The organism is Pseudomonas sp. HR96, from assembly GCF_034059295.1.
In the GTDB taxonomy this organism is placed as follows: domain Bacteria; phylum Pseudomonadota; class Gammaproteobacteria; order Pseudomonadales; family Pseudomonadaceae; genus Aquipseudomonas.
Map to the genome: position 1 here is coordinate 4,025,545 of NZ_CP139141.1, position 17,267 is coordinate 4,042,811.

Annotated in this window: 16 protein-coding genes; 8 read left to right on the plus strand and 8 right to left on the minus strand. The window is 63.8% G+C overall.

What is annotated here, in order from left to right:
* Window positions 1-25: 25 nt before the first annotated feature.
* From SFA35_RS17990 to SFA35_RS18000, 3 genes are all read right to left on the minus strand, one after another.
* Entirely contained in the window at window positions 26-340 is a 315-nt protein-coding gene (locus tag SFA35_RS17990) for a transcriptional regulator (protein ID WP_320571881.1), read from the minus strand.
* A gap of 86 nt (window positions 341-426) precedes the next feature.
* The gene (locus SFA35_RS17995) at window positions 427-672 is read right to left on the minus strand and encodes a glutaredoxin family protein (RefSeq protein WP_320571882.1); all 246 of its coding nucleotides are present in this window, start codon (window positions 670-672) and stop codon (window positions 427-429) included.
* A 54-nt stretch (window positions 673-726) separates the two neighbouring features.
* Window positions 727-1,935 (minus strand): ammonium transporter, encoded by a 1,209-nt coding sequence (locus tag SFA35_RS18000; RefSeq protein ID WP_320571883.1) that lies wholly within the window; start codon window positions 1,933-1,935, stop codon window positions 727-729.
* A gap of 404 nt (window positions 1,936-2,339) precedes the next feature.
* Here SFA35_RS18000 and SFA35_RS18005 point away from each other — a divergent pair, with 404 nt between their 5' ends.
* From SFA35_RS18005 to SFA35_RS18030, 6 genes are all read left to right on the plus strand, one after another.
* Window positions 2,340-2,654, plus strand: a complete 315-nt coding sequence (locus tag SFA35_RS18005) for a DUF883 family protein (RefSeq protein WP_320571884.1) — start codon at window positions 2,340-2,342, stop codon at window positions 2,652-2,654.
* A 1-nt stretch (window position 2,655) separates the two neighbouring features.
* A complete protein-coding gene (locus SFA35_RS18010) occupies window positions 2,656-3,045 on the plus strand; it encodes a phage holin family protein (protein ID WP_320571885.1) in 390 nt (129 codons plus the stop codon).
* Window positions 3,042-3,404 (plus strand): hypothetical protein, encoded by a 363-nt coding sequence (locus SFA35_RS18015; protein WP_320571886.1) that lies wholly within the window; start codon window positions 3,042-3,044, stop codon window positions 3,402-3,404. Before SFA35_RS18010 ends, SFA35_RS18015 begins: the two co-directional genes overlap by 4 nt.
* A gap of 119 nt (window positions 3,405-3,523) precedes the next feature.
* Window positions 3,524-4,687: an EAL domain-containing protein gene (locus SFA35_RS18020; protein ID WP_320571887.1), complete on the plus strand. Its 1,164-nt coding sequence runs from the start codon at window positions 3,524-3,526 to the stop codon at window positions 4,685-4,687.
* Between the two features lie 70 nt (window positions 4,688-4,757).
* Window positions 4,758-6,089: a deoxyguanosinetriphosphate triphosphohydrolase gene (locus SFA35_RS18025; RefSeq protein WP_320571888.1), complete on the plus strand. Its 1,332-nt coding sequence runs from the start codon at window positions 4,758-4,760 to the stop codon at window positions 6,087-6,089.
* Between the two features lie 192 nt (window positions 6,090-6,281).
* Complete coding sequence (locus SFA35_RS18030; RefSeq protein WP_320571889.1) at window positions 6,282-6,908, plus strand: response regulator transcription factor; 627 nt, start codon at window positions 6,282-6,284, stop codon at window positions 6,906-6,908.
* A gap of 71 nt (window positions 6,909-6,979) precedes the next feature.
* Here the strand turns inward: SFA35_RS18030 and SFA35_RS18035 are convergent, their stop codons facing one another.
* Window positions 6,980-7,324: a YggL family protein gene (locus SFA35_RS18035; RefSeq protein ID WP_320571890.1), complete on the minus strand. Its 345-nt coding sequence runs from the start codon at window positions 7,322-7,324 to the stop codon at window positions 6,980-6,982.
* A 247-nt stretch (window positions 7,325-7,571) separates the two neighbouring features.
* Here SFA35_RS18035 and dacB point away from each other — a divergent pair, with 247 nt between their 5' ends.
* On the plus strand, window positions 7,572-9,032 hold the full coding sequence (dacB, locus tag SFA35_RS18040) for a D-alanyl-D-alanine carboxypeptidase/D-alanyl-D-alanine-endopeptidase (RefSeq protein WP_320571891.1): 1,461 nt from the start codon (window positions 7,572-7,574) through the stop codon (window positions 9,030-9,032).
* A gap of 112 nt (window positions 9,033-9,144) precedes the next feature.
* Here the strand turns inward: dacB and SFA35_RS18045 are convergent, their stop codons facing one another.
* Window positions 9,145-11,532 carry a diguanylate cyclase gene (locus SFA35_RS18045; protein WP_320571892.1) on the minus strand — a complete coding sequence of 796 codons (2,388 nt, stop codon included), beginning with the start codon at window positions 11,530-11,532 and terminating at the stop codon, window positions 9,145-9,147.
* Window positions 11,533-11,675: 143 nt separating this feature from the next.
* Window positions 11,676-13,940: a bifunctional 23S rRNA (guanine(2069)-N(7))-methyltransferase RlmK/23S rRNA (guanine(2445)-N(2))-methyltransferase RlmL gene (gene rlmKL / locus SFA35_RS18050; protein WP_320571893.1), complete on the minus strand. Its 2,265-nt coding sequence runs from the start codon at window positions 13,938-13,940 to the stop codon at window positions 11,676-11,678.
* A gap of 586 nt (window positions 13,941-14,526) precedes the next feature.
* Here rlmKL and rmf point away from each other — a divergent pair.
* A complete protein-coding gene (gene rmf / locus SFA35_RS18055) occupies window positions 14,527-14,742 on the plus strand; it encodes a ribosome modulation factor (RefSeq protein ID WP_008368461.1) in 216 nt (71 codons plus the stop codon).
* 93 nt (window positions 14,743-14,835) lie between these two features.
* Here the strand turns inward: rmf and SFA35_RS18060 are convergent, their stop codons facing one another.
* A complete protein-coding gene (locus SFA35_RS18060) occupies window positions 14,836-15,861 on the minus strand; it encodes a quinone-dependent dihydroorotate dehydrogenase (RefSeq protein ID WP_320571894.1) in 1,026 nt (341 codons plus the stop codon).
* Between the two features lie 245 nt (window positions 15,862-16,106).
* On the minus strand, window positions 16,107-17,162 hold the full coding sequence (locus tag SFA35_RS18065; protein ID WP_320571895.1) for an OmpA family protein: 1,056 nt from the start codon (window positions 17,160-17,162) through the stop codon (window positions 16,107-16,109).
* Window positions 17,163-17,267: the final 105 nt, after the last annotated feature.

A 17,267-nucleotide genomic window follows, 5' to 3' on the forward strand; every position in this document is an offset into this window, starting at 1 on the left:
GTGTGCGGCCTGTCACCCGGGCGGGTCAGCTCGCGCTGGCTTCGCGGGCGGCCTCGGTGAACTCCTTGAGCCAGCGCAATACATCCACCGCCTCCCAGCGGCTGGGGTCGTACAGCGCGTAAAGCAGCCCCTGGTAACCCACCACGTCCAGCGGTCGGTGGTAGCCGGCGCGCTGGAACAGCGCCTCGATTTCGGCGAAGCAGGTATTGAAGTGCAATTTGTTGAAGGGCGTCTTGCCCTCGGTGACCAGGCCGTCCAGACGCAGCTCGAGCACCGCCTCCATGACCACGCTCGGCGACATCCGGTTGACGCTGTATTTCAGTTGTTCGACGTTGACCATGAGCCTCGGGGGCCTCTTTGCACTGATACTGTATTTATATACAGCATAGTGCAACCCGGTTTGATAGTGCAACCAGGTTTGTCCGGTCAACGCGCGCTGCGGCCAAGGAAGCTGACGATGTGCTCGGCCTCGAACGGCCAGGCCAGCTCCGCACCCGTGTCGACCCGGCGCAGCACCGGGGTGGCGCCCTCATAGCGCTCGCGCAGAGGCTCGGCGCTGATATCGACCAGCTCCACCAGCAGGCCCCGCTCCACCATCGGCATCAGCTCGTATTCGGCCAATTCACAAAGGTGACAGCCAGGCGTAATCAACAACTGACATTCGGGAAACATGACGCCGTTACCGTGCAGGCGGGCAGATAATCATTCTAGGCCAGCAGCGCCGCTTCAGTCGTGGCTAAGCGCACCGATGCGATGAAGCGCCAGGTCTGCGCCGTGATATTCCTGTTCCTGGCTCAAACGCAGGCCGACTGTAGCCTTGAGCACGCCGTACACCAGCAGCCCGCCCAGCAGCGCCACCAGCACCCCGGCCAGGGTGCCCAGCAGCTGGCTGAGCAGGCTCACCCCGCCCATGCCACCCAACGCGCTCTGGCCAAAGATGCCACAGGCAATACCGCCCCAGACGCCGCACAGCCCGTGCAACGGCCAGACACCCAGCACGTCGTCGAGCTTCCAGCGGTTCTGCGTGGCGGTGAAGCACCATACGAACAGCGCCCCGGCGATGGCTCCAGTGGCCAGCGCCCCGACCGGATGCATGAGGTCGGAGCCGGCGCACACCGCCACCAGCCCAGCCAGCGGGCCGTTGTGCAGAAAGCCCGGATCGTTGCGCCCGATGGCCAGCGCGGCGACGGTGCCGCCGACCATGGCCATCAGCGAATTGACCGCCACCAGCCCGCTGACTCCTGGGAGGGTCTGCGCGCTCATGACGTTGAAACCGAACCAGCCGACGATCAGAACCCATGAGCCCAGCGCCAGGAACGGAATGTTCGAGGGCGCAAAGGCCACCACTCGCCCCTCGCGAAAGCGCCCCTGGCGCGGCCCCAGCAGCCACACCGCCGCCAGCGCCAGCCAGCCGCCCATGGCGTGTACCACCACGGAGCCGGCGAAGTCGTGAAAGCCTGCGCCCAGTTGGTGTTGCAGCCAGGCTTGAATGCCGTAGTTGCCGTTCCAGGCCACGCCTTCGAAAAACGGATAGATGAAGGCAACGATCAGCAGCGTCGCACACAGTTGCGGCACGAAACGCGCGCGCTCGGCGATGCCGCCGGAGATGATCGCCGGAATCGCCGCCGCGAACGTCAGCAGGAAGAAAAACTTAACCAGCCCATAGCCACTGTTCGCCGCCAACTGGGCGGCGGGCTGGAGAAAGGTCACGCCGTAGGCGACCCAGTAGCCGATAAAGAAGTAGGCCAGGGTCGAAACGGCAAAATCGCTGAGGATCTTGCACAGCGCATTGACCTGGTTTTTCTGCCGGACCGTGCCGACTTCCAGAAAGGCGAAGCCGGCGTGCATGGCCAGCACCATCACCGCACCGGCCAACAGGAACAGGGTATTGGCGCTGTGCACCAAAGGGTCGAGAGCGGTTTGCAGGTTTTCCATTACAGCAGCAGGCCTGGTAGCGGAATGGCACCAAAACGGCGCAAACCGCAACTCGCGTGCACCAGGGACGAGCCGAACGCCACCGAACCAGGTGATCGCGTGCAGGTCGGTGGACGACAACGGCAGCTTGCAGCGTCTCGAGTCACCCCGGGGGTTGAACGAGCGAAAGATGAAGGTCCGGGGCTGGATTCCAGCGCCCCTCTACAGCGCGGCAGCCCTGCTCGCGCACCATGAAGTAGCAAATCCTGTACCAGCTCGGCGCCGTGCGCATGGCTGCGGATGTGTGCACAAATCGCAGTGAACCTTCGCCGTGCGGCTAGACTCGAAACATTCAGTCACTCGAAACCGGTGCGCGGACATCAGCCCGCGCAGCCTTCGACACCTCGCCACCGATGGAGAAAGACATGGTCAGCGCCACCGCCAAGCAGGCTCAGGAAGTACTTACAGCCGATTTCCAGACGCTCGTCAAAGACACCGAGAAGCTTCTCGCCCACACCGCCAACCTGGCCGGTGAGCAGGCCGATGAGCTGCGTGCGCAGATCAACGAAAGCCTGCAGCGCGCCCGCGAAACGCTGAAGGCCACCACCGAGGCGGCCAAAGTGCGCAGCCAGGAGGCGGTCGCCACCGCCGAGGACTACGTTCAGGCCAAGCCCTGGCAGGCGATCGGCGTAGCTGCCGGCGTGGGCTTCCTCATCGGCTTGCTGGCAACCCGGAACTGACATGTCCTCACTCGATACTGAAACTCCGTCCGCCAAGACCGGCCCAACCAGCCGTCGCCTCGGCGCTGCGCTGCTGGGGCTGCTGCACAGCCACATCGAGCTGTTCGGCATCGAGCTGCAGGAACAGAAAGCGCGCACCTTGAGCCTGTTGCTGTTCGCCGGCCTGGCGCTGGTGTTCGCTCTGCTCGCGCTGGTCGCCCTGTCCGGCCTGGTGCTTATCCTGCTGTGGGACACCTACCGCATGGCCGGCATGCTGGGCCTGTGCATCTTTTACGTACTGGCGGGCATCTTCTGCGCCCTGCGGCTCAAGGCCGCGATCTTCGACGAATCCTCGCCATTCAGCGGTACGCTGCATGAACTGGCCAACGACCGCGAGCGACTGCTGCCATGAGTGCCGAATCCCCAAGCAAGACCTCGCGCAGGGAAATGCGCAAGGCACTGGTCTGCCTGCGTATGGAAATGCACCGCCAGGAGATCCGCCGGGAGGCCAGCCAACTGGTCAACCCGATGACCCGTCTGCGCGGCATGGGCAAAGGCGTGACCCAAGGCATGGGCATCAAGCATGCACCGCTGTGGGGAATCGCCGGCGTCACGCTGCTGGGCTTCCTGACCGGCAAGCGCGCGCGCAGCACCCCGACCGTAGTGGCCGAGCCGCACCGTAAGGGTGGCATGGGTCGGGCGATCAAGCTCACCACCACGCTTATGCCCTTGATTCGACTGGCGTTGCGCCTCAACTCGAACCGGCAATAGCTGGCACTTCGCTGGCTGCATTCTTGCAAGGCTGTTCGTTCTGTACGGCGCCGCTGCCCGCTTTGGGCCGCGGCGCTGTGCTTTTGCCTGCGCAGTCATACTCCAGTAAGGGAATCAACGTGATCGACGGGCAACCGCTCGCTTGCTTTCAGCCATTCATCGACACCGCCACCGGCCGCATCGCCGGCATCGAAGCCCTGGGTCGCCTGCGGGGCGCCGATGGCCGGCTGGCCTCGGTCGGGCCACTGTTCGCCGACCCGCGCGCGCCCATGGCGGCGTTGCGCCAACTCGACCGGCAGATCCGCGACGACGCCTTGAGCCGCTTGCACGAAGCGCCAGATGACTGGTTCCTGAGCATCAATATCTCGCCGCGCTGGATCAACCGCCTGCGCCCCGGCCAGGCCCTGCCCAGCCTCAAGCAACTGCGCCAGCACGGTGTCGCAGCCGAACGCGTGGTGTTCGAGATCACCGAGCTGGGCGGCGATATCCAGCGCCTGGCTGCCGTGGTCGGCCGCTACCGTGAAGCCGGCGCGCGCATTGCCATCGACGATTTCGGCGCCGGCTATTCCCAGCTCGATCGCGTGCTGGCCTTGCAGCCGGATATTCTCAAGCTGGACATGCGCCTGTTCCAGGCTGCCGCTCGCGGCGGGCCCAGTAGCGAAGTGGTGAAGGCGCTGGCGCAAATGGCGGAGAAGACCGGCTGCTGGATCATTGCCGAAGGGGTGGAAACCGAGGCTGAACTGCACTTTGCCCTGGAATGCGGCTCGCGCTACGTGCAGGGGTTTCTGTTCGCCGGAGCCGAAGCCTCGTTCTTCGCCGCCGATGCCTTCGTGGCGCAGTTTGCCGTACTGCGCGAACGCTATGTGCAGAAGAAACTGGCCGAGCGTGCCCGCCTGATGACCCTGCGCCAGCAACTGGTGCAGCTCATGGCCGTTTTGCAGGGCTGGGCCATGAACGGCGCAGCGCTTGACCGGCTGCCCGCCCCGGCCGACTGGCCGTGGGTGCTGCGCTTTTATCAGTGCGACCGGCACGGCACCCAACTGACCCCCAACCTGGAATGGCGCGACCAGGCCTGGCGCTCGGACAGCAGCTACCTGGGCCACAACTGGTCCTGGCGTCCATACTTCTACCACTTGCTCGCCGAGGGCTGGGAGGAACGCCGGGTGACGCTGTCCAACACCTACCGCGACGCCACCAGCAACCAGTACTGCCTGACCGCCGGCCAATTCTTCGACGGCGGCCAGCGGCTGATGCTGATCGATATCGACGCGGCAGCGCTGTAGGGCGAGAATGGGCCTCGCGCCGATCGCTTGATCGCGGCGCAACCTATTGAAACGACATGGAGAGCGCACTTTGGACTGGCATACCCTGCTCAACCGCGAGCGGCTGGGCAAGCCCCTGCACAGCCCCGAAGAACTGGGCCGCAGCCCGTTTCACAAGGACCACGACCGCATCATCTTTTCCGGAGCGTTCCGCCGCCTGGGTCGCAAGACCCAGGTACACCCGGTGTTCAGCAACGATCACATCCATACCCGCCTGACCCATTCCCTGGAAGTCAGCTGCGTGGGCCGCTCGCTGGGCATGCGCGTGGGCGAGACCCTGCGCGCGCAACTGCCGGACTGGTGCGAGCCGAGTGACCTGGGCATGGTGGTGCAGTCGGCGTGCCTGGCCCATGACATCGGCAACCCGCCCTTCGGTCACTCTGGTGAAGACGCCATCCGCCACTGGTTCCAGCAGGCCGCCGGGCGTGGCTGGTTGGACGCCATGAGCCCCACTGAAAGGCTCGACTTCCTCAATTTCGAAGGCAATGCCCAAGGCTTTCGTGTGCTCACCCAGCTGGAATACCACCAGTTCGATGGCGGCACACGCCTGACCTACGCCACCCTGGGCACCTACCTCAAATACCCCTGGACGGCTCGCCACGCCGATTCCCTGGGCTACAAGAAGCACAAGTTCGGCTGCTATCAAAGCGAGCTGCCGCTGCTCGAACAAATCGCCCAGAAACTCGGCCTGCCACAGCTGGAAGATCAACGCTGGGCGCGCCACCCGCTGGTTTATCTGATGGAAGCAGCCGACGACATCTGCTACGCGCTGATCGACCTCGAAGACGGCCTTGAGATGGAGCTGCTCGAATACGCCGAGGTCGAGGCGCTGCTGCTCGGGCTGGTCGGCGATGACCTGCCGGAAACCTACCGCTTGCTGGGCCCCGACGACTCGCGTCGGCGCAAATTGGCGATCCTGCGCGGCAAGGCCATCGAACACCTGACCAACGCCGCCGCACGGGCCTTTGTCGAGCAGCAGACAGCGCTGCTGGCGGGCACCCTGGAGGGCGATCTGGTGGAGCACATGCACGGCCCGGCCAAGCGCTGCGTGCTCGATGCCAAGGACATGGCACGCAACAAGATCTTCCAGGACAAGCGCAAGACCCTGCACGAGATCGGCGCCTATACCACCCTCGAAGTGCTGCTCAACGCCTTCTGCAGCGCGGCGCTGGAACAGCACGGCGGCCGCACGCCGTCGTTCAAGCACCGGCGCATCCTCGACCTGCTGGGCAACAACGCCCCTGCGCCGCACGCGCCCCTGCACGACTCGTTCATGCGCATGATCGATTTCATCGCCGGTATGACCGACAGCTACGCCAGCGAGATGGCCGGAGAAATGACCGGGCGCGGCAAGGGTTTCTGAGTCCCGCGCCGGCTACGACAGGAAACCATCGGGCAATTGACTGCGGGGATATTCCGAAAAAATTGTATGAAGTTAGACAATTGTCTGTAGGACATTTCCTATAAAGCGCCCGCAGGCCTGGCGCTCGTATGCCGTTCGTCGCAAGTGGGCTATGGTGCAGAAGCCCTTGCAGTCGGACAGGAACCTACAGCCATGCAATCAATCCTTATCGTCGACGATCACCCGGTGATCCGCCTGGGTGTGCGGATGATCCTGGAAAACGAAGGCTACAACGTGGTCGGTGAATCCGATAACGGCGCCGACGCCATGCGCCTGATACGCGACCACATGCCCGACCTGATCATCCTCGACATCGGCATCCCCAAGCTCGACGGCCTGGAATGCCTGACCCGCTTCAACTCCATGCAGCTGCCCGCCAAGGTGCTGATCCTCACCGCCCAGGCGCCGGCGCTGTTTGCCATACGCTGCATGCAATCAGGGGCTGCCGGCTACGTGTCCAAGCGCGAGTGCCTGAGCGAGCTGCTCAGCGCGATCAAGGCCGTGCTGGCGGGCTACAACTACTTCCCCAGCGAAGCCGTGTCGCAGCCCAGAGGCTCGGCGCAGCAGGTGCGCGAAATCGAGCGATTCCAGGAGGTCAACGATCGCGAACTGATGGTGCTGCAGCTGTTCGCCCAAGGCCGCTCGAACCGTGACATTGCCGATGGCATGTTCCTCAGCAGCAAGACCGTCAGCACCTACAAGAAGCGCTTGATGCACAAGCTGGAGGTGGGCTCGCTGGTGGAGCTGATCGAAATGGCCAAACGCAACGCGCTGATCTAGCGCCGCCGCCCCAGGGGCAAAAAAAAACCGCCATGCAGCGTGGCGGTTTTTTTCGCGTTACCCGAACAGCATCAGGCAGCCGGGTTGACCGGCTTTTCCGGGTACCAGGCGTCGAGCAGGGGGCTGACTTCGACCTTGGTCAATTCCGGACGGGCCTTGAGCCAGGCTTCGACGGCGCTGCGCTGCTCTTCGCTGACCGAGCCACGCTTGGCCAGGCACACCAGGCCGAAGTCGTCGCCACCCACGTAGTCCAGGCCGTTGGCGTCCATAGCCTCGGTCAGGAAGGCGTCGAGGAAGGCATCGATTGCGTCGTCAGCCAGATCTTCCTTGAAATCCAGGTTCAGTTCGAAACCCAATTCCTGGAATTCGTCGACGCAAAGTTTTTTGCGCAGACGACGGGAGCGGTTAGTGGCCATGAAACAATCCTCTTGAGTCTTTAATGACGGCGCGGCACTTTACCAGTAATGCCGGGCAAATGCCCGAGATGGATGCACCGAATGCCTGTCGGCAAGATTGCCAGGCAAAAATCTCCAGCAGGTGGCCGCCCTGTCCGCCCCGCTGCGCGCACCTTGGGGCATAATGTCGGCACTTTGCCGGACCGCCGGGGGCCTTCACCTTTTCATGCCCCTTCTACTCAACCCTTGTCACAGGGCTTCATCGTAGATGATCAAATCGTTTCGCTCACTCATCCTGACCTGCGCGCTTTTGCCACTGGCCCTGCCCCTGGCCGCCGCCCCGCTGAACACCTCCCTGCCGCCCAAGGTGGCGCAAGCCCTCAAGGCCAGCCAACTGGGCGACAACGCGCTGTCGCTGGTGATGCTGCCGCTCACCGGCCCCGGCACCCCCACGGTGTACAACGCCGATACCTCGGTGCAACCGGCCTCCACCATGAAACTGGTGACCACCTTCTCCGCCCTGGAAATGCTCGGTCCCAACTATCAGTGGAAGACCGAGTTCTATACCGACGGCACCCTGAGCGACGGCATCCTGCACGGCAACCTGTACCTCAAGGGCGGCGGTGATCCCAAGCTGAACATGGAGAAACTCTGGCTGCTGCTGCGCGACCTGCGCGCCAACGGCGTGACCCAGGTCACCGGCGACCTGGTGCTGGACCGCAGCTACTTCGTTCAGCCTGCCCTGCCCGACTTCGACGACGATGGCGGTGATGACAACGCGCCATTTCTGGTACGCCCCGACGCCCTGATGATCAACCTCAAGGCGCTGCGCTTCGTCGCTCGCAACGACTCGGGCAAGGTGCTGGTAGCGGTCGAGCCGCCGATCGCCACCATCCGCGTCGACAACCAGGTCAAGCCGCTCAACAGCAAGGACTGCTCGGGCGACGTGCGCTACAACCCGGTGACGCAACCGGACGGCAGCATCAGCGTGGTAGTCAGCGGCGAACTGGGAATCGGCTGCAGCTCGCAGACCTACCTGTCGCTGCTCGATCACCCGGCCTATGCTGCGGGCGCGGTGCGGGCGATCTGGGGCGAGCTGGGTGGCAGCATCGAGGGCGCCGACCGCGAGGCGGCCGTGCCCAAGGACGCGCGCCTGCTGGCCCGGGCCTTTTCGCCGGACCTGGCGGAGATCATTCGCGACATCAACAAGTACAGCAACAACACCATGGCCCAGCAGCTGTACCTGAGCCTGGGCGAAAAATTCCGCACCGATGCCGACACCGATGACGGCAGGGCGGCGCAACGGGTGATTCGCCAGTGGCTGGCGCAGAAGGGCATCACTTCGCCGCATCTGGTCATGGAAAACGGCTCCGGCCTGTCCCGGGCCGAGCGGGTCAGTGCGCGGGAGTTGGCCAACATGCTTCAGGCCGCATGGAAGAGCCCGTACCAGGCCGAGTTCATGAGCTCTATGCCGATCGTCGGGCTCGACGGGACCATGCGCAAGCGCCTGAAAAACACGGCCATGGCCGGCGAGGGCCATATCAAGACCGGCACCCTGAATACCGTTCGCGCCATCGCCGGTTTCAGCCGTGACAGCAACGGCAACACATGGGCTGTGGTGGCGATCCTCAACGACCCGAAACCCTTCGGCGCCTCGTCGGTGCTCGACCAAGTGCTGCTGAGCCTGTATGCGCAGCCGCGGGCGGTGGACACGTCGCCGAAGTTGTAGGTTCGTCGCCGGCCGTGGCTATCGCGCAGGGGGCATTGCTCGCCAGCTTCGCCGGCTCCTGCACCATCGTGCGCTCAACACTGTAGGCGCAGGACCTGGCCAGCCGCAAAACTCAAGGCAACTCCGGTTCGACCCGGTCACGGCCGGCCTGCTTGGCCGCATACACCCCGGAATCGGCGCGCAGCAGCAGCGCGTCGGCGCCCTCCTCGCCGCGCCAGCTGGCCACGCCGAAGCTGGCGGTGACCTTGCCGACGCCATCGATCGGCGCACTGCGCAGGCCCTGCCACAGCTCGCAAGCCAAGGTGTAGGCCTGCTCGCTGGTGGTATTGGGGCACAGCACCATGAACTCCTCGCCGCCCAGTCGGCAGAACACGTCAGTGCGCCGCACCCGCTGGCCGATGCGCTCGCACATCGCCTGCAGGGCCTTGTCGCCGGTGGCGTGGCCGAACTGGTCGTTGATCCGCTTGAAATGGTCGATGTCCAGCATGATCAGCGACATCTGCAAATGATCGCGCTGAGAACGGGCCATCTCCGACTTGAGCCGCTGCTGGAAATAGCGCCGGTTGAAGATACCGGTCAGCGAATCGGTCACCGACAGGGCGCGCAGCTCCTCTTCGATCTGTTTGAGGTCGGTGATGTCGCTGAGATAGCCGTGCCATAGCGTACCGCCGTCGACATGGGGCTCAGGGGTCGATTCGCCGCGCAGCCAGCGCACCCCGCGGCTGGGCAGTACCACGCGATACTCCTCGCGCCAGGCAGTCAAGTGCTCGGCCGAATGCACGATCGACTGGCTGATGCGCTCGGCGTCCTGGGGATGAATCCGCTCCAGCGCCGCCCAGCCGTCGGCCAGCAGCCGCTGGGTGTCCAGCTCATAGAGTTCAGCCATGCCCTGGCTGACATAGGTGAAGCCGGGGATGCCGCCAGGGTCGCGGCGAAACTGAAAGATGCCCCCGGGCACCTCGGCGCTGAGCTTTTCCAACAGCCGATCACGGGCCGCCAGGGCTTCGAGCACCTGGCGACTCTCGGTCACATCGATGCAGATGGCCAAGTGACCGACACAATGGCCCCGCTCGTCCATCACCGGGGTGGCCAGCATGTTGACCGTCAGCTGGCTGCCGTCGCGACGCGCCAGGGTCCACTCCTGGGCGCGGCGGTCGTTCTCGCACACCGTATCCATCAGCATCGCCTGGGCCATGGGCACGTCACGGCCCAGCTGCTGGCTCAGGGCCGCCGCGCGGGCCACCAGCTGCTCGGGCAGGTGCAGGTCGATCAACGCCAGCCGCCCCACCGCGTCGGCGGCGCTGTAGCCGAGCATTTTCTCGGCGCCGGCGTTGAACATATTGATGATGCCGCGCAGGTCGGTGGCGATGATCGCCACCTGGGTCGCCGCATCGAGGATATTGCGCAGGCGGTTATGGGTGGCGCGCAGCTCCTGCTCGCTGACGCGCAGCTGCCAGGTGCTCTGCTCGACCCGTCGCTGGGCGCGCTGGCGCTGGCTGACCAGCACGTACAGCAGCGCCGCAAGCAGCAGGCTGAGAAGCACGCCGAAGGCTACCATGGCGGCCACCGCGCCGGTCTGGTTGGCCTGCAGGAACACGCGGCTGGGCAGGATATCGAGCTGGTAGGTGCGGTCGGCCATGTGCAGCATGTGCGTGGCGTGCAGATCACCCTCCACGGGTGTCGCCGCCGAACGGTACAACACCTCATGTTCGCTGCCGCTGGACAAGTCGGAGATCACCACCGCCAGGTTGTCTTCCTCGGCCGAGGGCAGCCCCTCGGCGAGCAACTGCTGGACGCTGATCAGCGCCGAAACGTAGCCACGCAACTCGCCGGACGCCAGGGCCGGCACCGGCACCACCAGCAACAGACCGCGGGTATAGCGCGGCTCGACATTGACCAGGTTCAGCGGCTGGGACACCGCCATGCGTGCGGACCTGCGCGCCTGCTCCAGGGTGGCGCGGCGCACACTCTCACTGGCGCTGTCCAAACCCAGCGGCAGCGGCTGCTGGGTCTGCGACTGGCTGAAATACACCGGAAAGTACTCGGCACGCCGGCTGGCGACCTCCAGCGAGTTGCCGGGGCCGATCTGGCGAATCTGAAAGTTGGCCAGGCCTTCGGCCCGGGCCTGTGCCTCGAACTGCTCACGCTGGGCATCGCGCACCCAGGGCATCCATGAATAGGCCTGGGTGCGCGCCAGCAATGGCCGGGCGAAGCCGTCGAACTCGGCGCGCGAGACGTTCTGCGAATAGACGAAAAAACGCCGCAGGTCATCGAGCCGCTGCACCTGCTCCATGAAGCGCTCTTCGATGCGACTGCTGCGCTCACTGGCCAGCAGGTCGAAGCGCTGTTCGAGCTGGTGCCGGTAGAGTTCGGCAGTGGTCACGGCCAGCAATACGGTGAGCAGGCCGCCGGCGACCAGTGCCAGCAGGGCCACCAGCCATGCCGAGGCATCTTCACTGATGAAGCCGAGTATCTTCGGGCGGACGGCATGCAAGGACATAGGCGCGCGACTCAACATACCGGCAGGGAAGACGGGCTTGCTTGGCTACCTTTATAGCGATTAGCCATGTTCTTGCCTAGACAAGCGCCGACGGAATGTGGCCGCCAGCGGCCAGGCAGGCGAGCCTGGTCGCTGGCGGTGCATCACTTGGCCTGAATCTTCCAGGCGCGGTGAATGCGATTGTTGCGCGCAAAGTCAGGATCCAACGTCTGCGCGGTGATTTCCTCGACCTGATAGCGGCTCGCCAGGTGCTCGTCCAGCTGGAACTTGCGAAAGTTGTTCGAGAAGTACAGCACGCCGCCCGACGCTAGCCGCGCCACGGCCAGATCCAGCAGTTGCACATGATCGCGCTGCACGTCGAACACCCCTTCCATGCGCTTGGAATTGGAGAAGGTCGGCGGGTCGATGAAGATCAGGTCGTACTCGTCGCGACTGGCCTGCAGCCAGGCCATCACGTCCCCCTGCTCCAGGCGGTTCTTGTCGGAGAAACCGTTGAGCGACAGGTTGCGCCGCGCCCAGTCCAGGTAGGTTTTCGACAGGTCGACGCTGGTGGTACTGCGCGCGCCGCCCTTGGCCGCATGCACACTGGCGGTGGCGGTATAGCAGAACAGGTTGAGAAAGCGCTTGCCCGCCGCCTCGCGCTGGATGCGCAGGCGGATTGGCCGGTGGTCGAGAAACAGCCCGGTGTCCAGGTAGTCGGTTAGGTTCACCAGCAACTTGACGCCGCCCTCGCTGACCTCGGTGAACTTGCCCTCGGTGCTCTGGCGCTCGTACTGGCGCGTGCCGCTCTGACGCTCGCGGCGCTTGACGATGACACGGCTCTTGTCGATGCCCAATGCCTGCGGGATCGCCGCCAGCGCATCGAACAGGCGCGCCTGGGCCTTCTCCGGGTCGATCGACTTGGGCGCGGCATACTCCTGCACGTGCACCCAATCGTGATAGAGGTCGATCGCCAGGGAATACTCGGGCATGTCGGCATCGTACACCCGGTAGCAATCCACCCCTTCGCGCCGTGCCCACTTGCTCAGCAGCTTGAGGTTCTTCTGCAGGCGGTTGGCGAACATCTGCCCGCCTTCGCTCAGACGCGGCTGCTCGACCACGACCGGCGCCGGCTTGATCGGGTTGCCGTTCCTGTTGACTCGCGCATAAGGGTCGGCCGCCGGCTGAACGGCCAGTTCGGCAGCCTGGTCGCGTTCGATCTGGCGTTGTTCGGGGCTGCGTCGCTCGCCGGTGACGAACTGGTCGGGCAGCACCTTGATCAGCAGCAGCTTGCACGGCAAGGCGCCGTTCCAGAAGGCGTACTGCTTGTGGCTGCGAATGCCCATGCGCTTGCCGAGGTCCGGGGCACCGGTGAACACCGCCGCCTCCCAGTTCAGACAGGCCTGGCGCAGGCGCTCGCCGAGATTCTGGTAGAGGTACAACAAGCTGGCTTCATCGCCCAGACGCTCGCCATACGGCGGGTTGCAGATCACCAGACCTTTCTGGTTCTGGTCCGGGCGCGGCTCGAAAGTGGCGACCTCGCCCTGGTAGATCTTGATCCAGTCGCTCAGGCCCGCGCGCTCGACGTTGTTGCGTCCCGGCTGGATCAGTCGCGGATCGGCCTCATAGCCACGAATCCACAATGGCGGCCTGGCCAGCCCGGCCTCGGCGCGGGCCAGCGCCTCGTCGTGCAGCTTGCGCCACAGGGCGGGCACATGGCCTAGCCAGGCACTGAAACCCCAGCGGGTGCGGCGCAGGTTGGGCGCGATGTCGGCGGCGATCATCGCCGCTTCCACCAGGAAGGTGCCCACGCCGCACATGGGGTCGGCCAGCGCGCCGCCCTGGGCGGCGATTCTCGGCCATCCGGCACGAATCAGGATGGCTGCGGCGAGGTTTTCCTTGAGCGGCGCGGCGCCTTGCTGCAGGCGGTAGCCGCGCTGGTGCAGGCTGTGGCCGGACAGGTCGAGCGAGAGAATGGCCTCGCCGCGGTCCAGGCGCAGGTGCACGCGCAGGTCGGGGTCGAGTTTGTCGACGCTGGGCCGCTCGCCTTCAGGCGTGCGCAGTTTGTCGACGATGGCATCCTTGACCTTGAGCGCGCCGAAGTGGGTGTTATCGATGCCCGAGCCGTGGCCGCTGAACTCCACTGCCAGGCTGCCGTCGGGCAGCAGGTGGTCCTGCCATTCGACCGAGTGCACGCCGGCGTAGAGGTCTTCGGCGTCCTTCATGGCGAAGCGCTTGAGCACCAGCAACACGCGGTTGCCCAAGCGCGACCACAGGCACAGCCGGTAGGCGGTTTCCATGTCGGCGTTACCGCGAATCGCCGAAGTGTGCTCGCGGATATCCTCCAGGCCCAGCGCTCCAGCTTCTTCGCTGAGCAGACCTTCAAGGCCCTTGGGGCAGGTGAGGAAGAGTTCGTAACGGTCCGACATGATTTACCACCAGCTTGATTGAACCCACGACGCATCGCCGGCTCGACGTTTGACCAGACAGGTTTCTGAAAGCCTGTCCGAGTGATGCCACAATGGCATCTTGCCCGCCTTGAAATGGCTGCAGTCCAGGTGACCCCAACTCGCAGATTGCCCCAAAGCAGAAGTTATTGGATGACGCAGACTACCGATCGATCCCGAAAAGTCACAATCTCATGACCCTTCGTCGCATTTATATTTTTGCTACCTGTCACCCACATGGCATGGCATTTTGCTGGGTGCATGCACGCCAGCCCCATCAACAGCGCGCTTTCACTGCGAATGTCTTCGAAAACATTTTTTTACTTATGGTCTGGAGACGAGAATCGTTACGTCCTTATGACAAAACGATCATTCCCAGTACCCCCTGCATTGTTTAGAACTCAACACAGGTTGCCACCGCCATGGGGGCAACCTGTGTTGGGTTCTCAACCTGAGTTCTCGACAACGCGCTCGCCACGCCGGCAGCGAGCACTCACCGGCAGAACGAATCTGCCTGGCCTCAGCCGAGGCCGACGGGACATCAGTCAACAAACGAGGGCAATACCCTATGAGAAGACTCAAGCGTGATCCGTTGGAACGAGCATTTCTACGCGGATACCAATACGGCATCCATGGCAAATCCCGCGAGCTTTGCCCTTTTACTCTACCGTCAGTTCGTCAAGCCTGGATCAATGGCTGGCGCGAGGGACGCGGCGACAACTGGGACGGTATGACCGGCACTGCGGGCATCCACAGACTCAACGAACTTCACGCTGTCGGCTAGGGCCGATCATCATCATTCATCCATGACGCCCTGACCGGGCGACGGGCAACTGCCCAGGGGCCTCCATGAGGCCCCTTCTCTGCCAGTCGGTCCCTAGCGGCCAGGCAGCGCTGCGATGGCATCCACCGCCTCGCGGATCAGCGCCGGGCCCTTGTAGATGAAACCGGAATAGATCTGCACCAGGCTGGCGCCGGCGGCGATTTTTTCCGCCGCATGCCGCCCTTCGGTAATCCCCCCCGCCGCGATGATCGGCAACCTGCCGCCCAGCTCGCCCGCCAGCACCTTGACGATGTGCGTGCTCTGCGCCAGCACTGGCGCGCCGGACAGCCCCCCCGCCTCTTCGCCATGGGTCAGCCCTTGCACCCCTTCGCGGCTCAGGGTGGTGTTGGTGGCGATGACCGCATCCATGCCAGCCTCGAGCAGAGCGGCAGCCACCAACGCGGTTTCCTCATCGGTCATGTCCGGGGCGATCTTGATCGCCAGTGGCACGCGCTTGCCCTCACGCCCAGCCAATACCTCGCGACGCTCGGCCAGGGTGCCCAGCAGCTGCTTGAGCGAGTCGCCGAACTGCAGGCTGCGCAGGCCCGGGGTGTTGGGCGAGCTGACATTGACGGTGATGTAGCTGGCGTGGGCGTAGACCTTGTCGAGGCAGATCAGGTAATCGTCCACCGCGCGCTCTACCGGCGTATCGACATTCTTGCCGATATTGATGCCAAGCACGCCCTTGTAGCGCGCGCCCTGCACCCGCGCCACCAGGTGGTCGACGCCGAGGTTGTTGAACCCCATGCGGTTGATGATGGCGGTCGCTTCTGGCAGACGGAAGATCCGCGGCTTCGGGTTGCCCGGCTGCGGTCGCGGCGTGACCGTGCCGATCTCGACGAAACCGAAACCCAACTGGGCAAAGCCGTCGATGGCCGCACCGTTCTTGTCCAGACCTGCTGCCAGACCCACCGGGTTGGCGAACTCCAGCCCCAGCACCTGCACCGGCAGGCGCGCCGGCGGCTTGCTCAACAGGCCATTGAGACCCAGACGACCGCCCGCTCCGATCAGGTCCAGCGACAAGTCGTGGGACGTTTCGGGGGAAAGCTTGAACAGCAGCTGGCGGGCCAGGTTATACATGGGGTCGAGGGCTCGTTCGTTGAGGTGAAGAGTGAGCGATTATACGGCCCTGGACAAGGCTGGGCCAGCACGGCGCGCAAAGCGCGCTCGCTCGTCCGTTCCTCCATCCCCCGCCGCCTCCACCGCAGCACCGAGCTCGCTCGGGAACAGCAGCACCCGGCTCTGCGCCAACCCCCAAAAGCCAGACAAAGAAAAACCCGGCCGGAGCCGGGTTTCTCATTGAAGCGAAGGTTGCAGCAGGCGAATTACTTCGACTGAGCTTCTACTTCGGCTTCTACGCGACGGTTGATAGCACGGCCAGCGTCAGTTTTGTTGTCTGCAACTGGGCGGGTTTCACCGTAGCCAACCGACTTGATGCGGTCGGAACCAACACCGTACTGCTTGACCAGGACGTCTTTAACGGCGTTAGCGCGTTTTTCCGACAGTTTCTGGTTGTAAGCGTCAGGACCGACGGAGTCAGTGTGACCTTCAACAGTGGTGGTGGTCGATGGGTACTGCTTCATGAAGTCAGCCAGGTTCTTGATGTCGCCGTAGCTGTTTGGCTTCACAACCGACTTGTTGAAGTCGAATTTCACGTCCAGCTGAACGCGGACGACTTCGGCTACGGCTGGGCAGCCGGTAGCGTCAACGGTCACGTTGGCAGGAGTGTTAGGGCACTTGTCGACGTTGTCGCAAACACCGTCGTTGTCGCTGTCGGTGCAAGCTTCAGCTACTGGAGCTGGAGCTGGAGCGGCTTCGACTTTCTTCGAACCGCCACCGAAGTTCACACCCAGGCCGATGGTAGGAGCGTAGTCCCACTTGCCGTTGTCCAGCTTGTAGTCAGCGTCAACGCCGGCACGAGCGTACAGGTTGTCGGTGATGTACCACTTGGCGCCAGCGCCGATGGTAGCGAAAGTCGAGCTGTCGCGACCGCTGTGGCCGTCAGCTTCGACGTTGCTCAGGCTCTGGTGAGCAAAGCCACCGGAAACGTAAGGACGGATAGCGTCGCCAACGGTACCGAAGTGGTACATGCCGGTCAGGGAGCCAGTGTCACCGTGGATCTTCTGGCTGCCGGTACCGTCGTTGGAACGGGTGTAGTTGGTCTTGCCGTAGCCCAGGATCAGCTCAACGTCGTCAGTCAGGAAGTAGCCGATGGAAGCGCCAGCGGTCCGACCATCTTCAACGTGCTTGACGCTGTCGTTGTAGTTCTTCTGGTAGAAGGCTTCACCCTCGACCGCGCCTTGGCCTTGCGCCAATACGCCGAACGAAGTCGCGGCAACAAGAGAACCAATGGCAATGCCTAAGGTGTTTTTCAGTTTCATCCGTTAAATCCCCATCTGTGATTGTTAAGCCGTCCCACGTCGAAGGGGGACAACTCGGCTGCAAGTCTAGCAGAACTTGCCCATCGTTAGAGAACTTTGCGCCTC

Coding starts and splice junctions, on each gene's coding strand:
- SFA35_RS17990 (WP_320571881.1), bottom strand. CDS start 340: ATGGTCAACGTCGAACAACTGAAATACAGCGTCAACCGGATGTCGCCG.
- SFA35_RS17995 (WP_320571882.1), bottom strand. CDS start 672: ATGTTTCCCGAATGTCAGTTGTTGATTACGCCTGGCTGTCACCTTTGT.
- SFA35_RS18000 (WP_320571883.1), bottom strand. CDS start 1,935: ATGGAAAACCTGCAAACCGCTCTCGACCCTTTGGTGCACAGCGCCAAT.
- SFA35_RS18005 (WP_320571884.1), top strand. CDS start 2,340: ATGGTCAGCGCCACCGCCAAGCAGGCTCAGGAAGTACTTACAGCCGAT.
- SFA35_RS18010 (WP_320571885.1), top strand. CDS start 2,656: ATGTCCTCACTCGATACTGAAACTCCGTCCGCCAAGACCGGCCCAACC.
- SFA35_RS18015 (WP_320571886.1), top strand. CDS start 3,042: ATGAGTGCCGAATCCCCAAGCAAGACCTCGCGCAGGGAAATGCGCAAG.
- SFA35_RS18030 (WP_320571889.1), top strand. CDS start 6,282: ATGCAATCAATCCTTATCGTCGACGATCACCCGGTGATCCGCCTGGGT.
- SFA35_RS18035 (WP_320571890.1), bottom strand. CDS start 7,324: ATGGCCACTAACCGCTCCCGTCGTCTGCGCAAAAAACTTTGCGTCGAC.
- dacB (WP_320571891.1), top strand. CDS start 7,572: ATGATCAAATCGTTTCGCTCACTCATCCTGACCTGCGCGCTTTTGCCA.
- SFA35_RS18045 (WP_320571892.1), bottom strand. CDS start 11,532: ATGTCCTTGCATGCCGTCCGCCCGAAGATACTCGGCTTCATCAGTGAA.
- rlmKL (WP_320571893.1), bottom strand. CDS start 13,940: ATGTCGGACCGTTACGAACTCTTCCTCACCTGCCCCAAGGGCCTTGAA.
- rmf (WP_008368461.1), top strand. CDS start 14,527: ATGAGAAGACTCAAGCGTGATCCGTTGGAACGAGCATTTCTACGCGGA.
- SFA35_RS18060 (WP_320571894.1), bottom strand. CDS start 15,861: ATGTATAACCTGGCCCGCCAGCTGCTGTTCAAGCTTTCCCCCGAAACG.
- SFA35_RS18065 (WP_320571895.1), bottom strand. CDS start 17,162: ATGAAACTGAAAAACACCTTAGGCATTGCCATTGGTTCTCTTGTTGCC.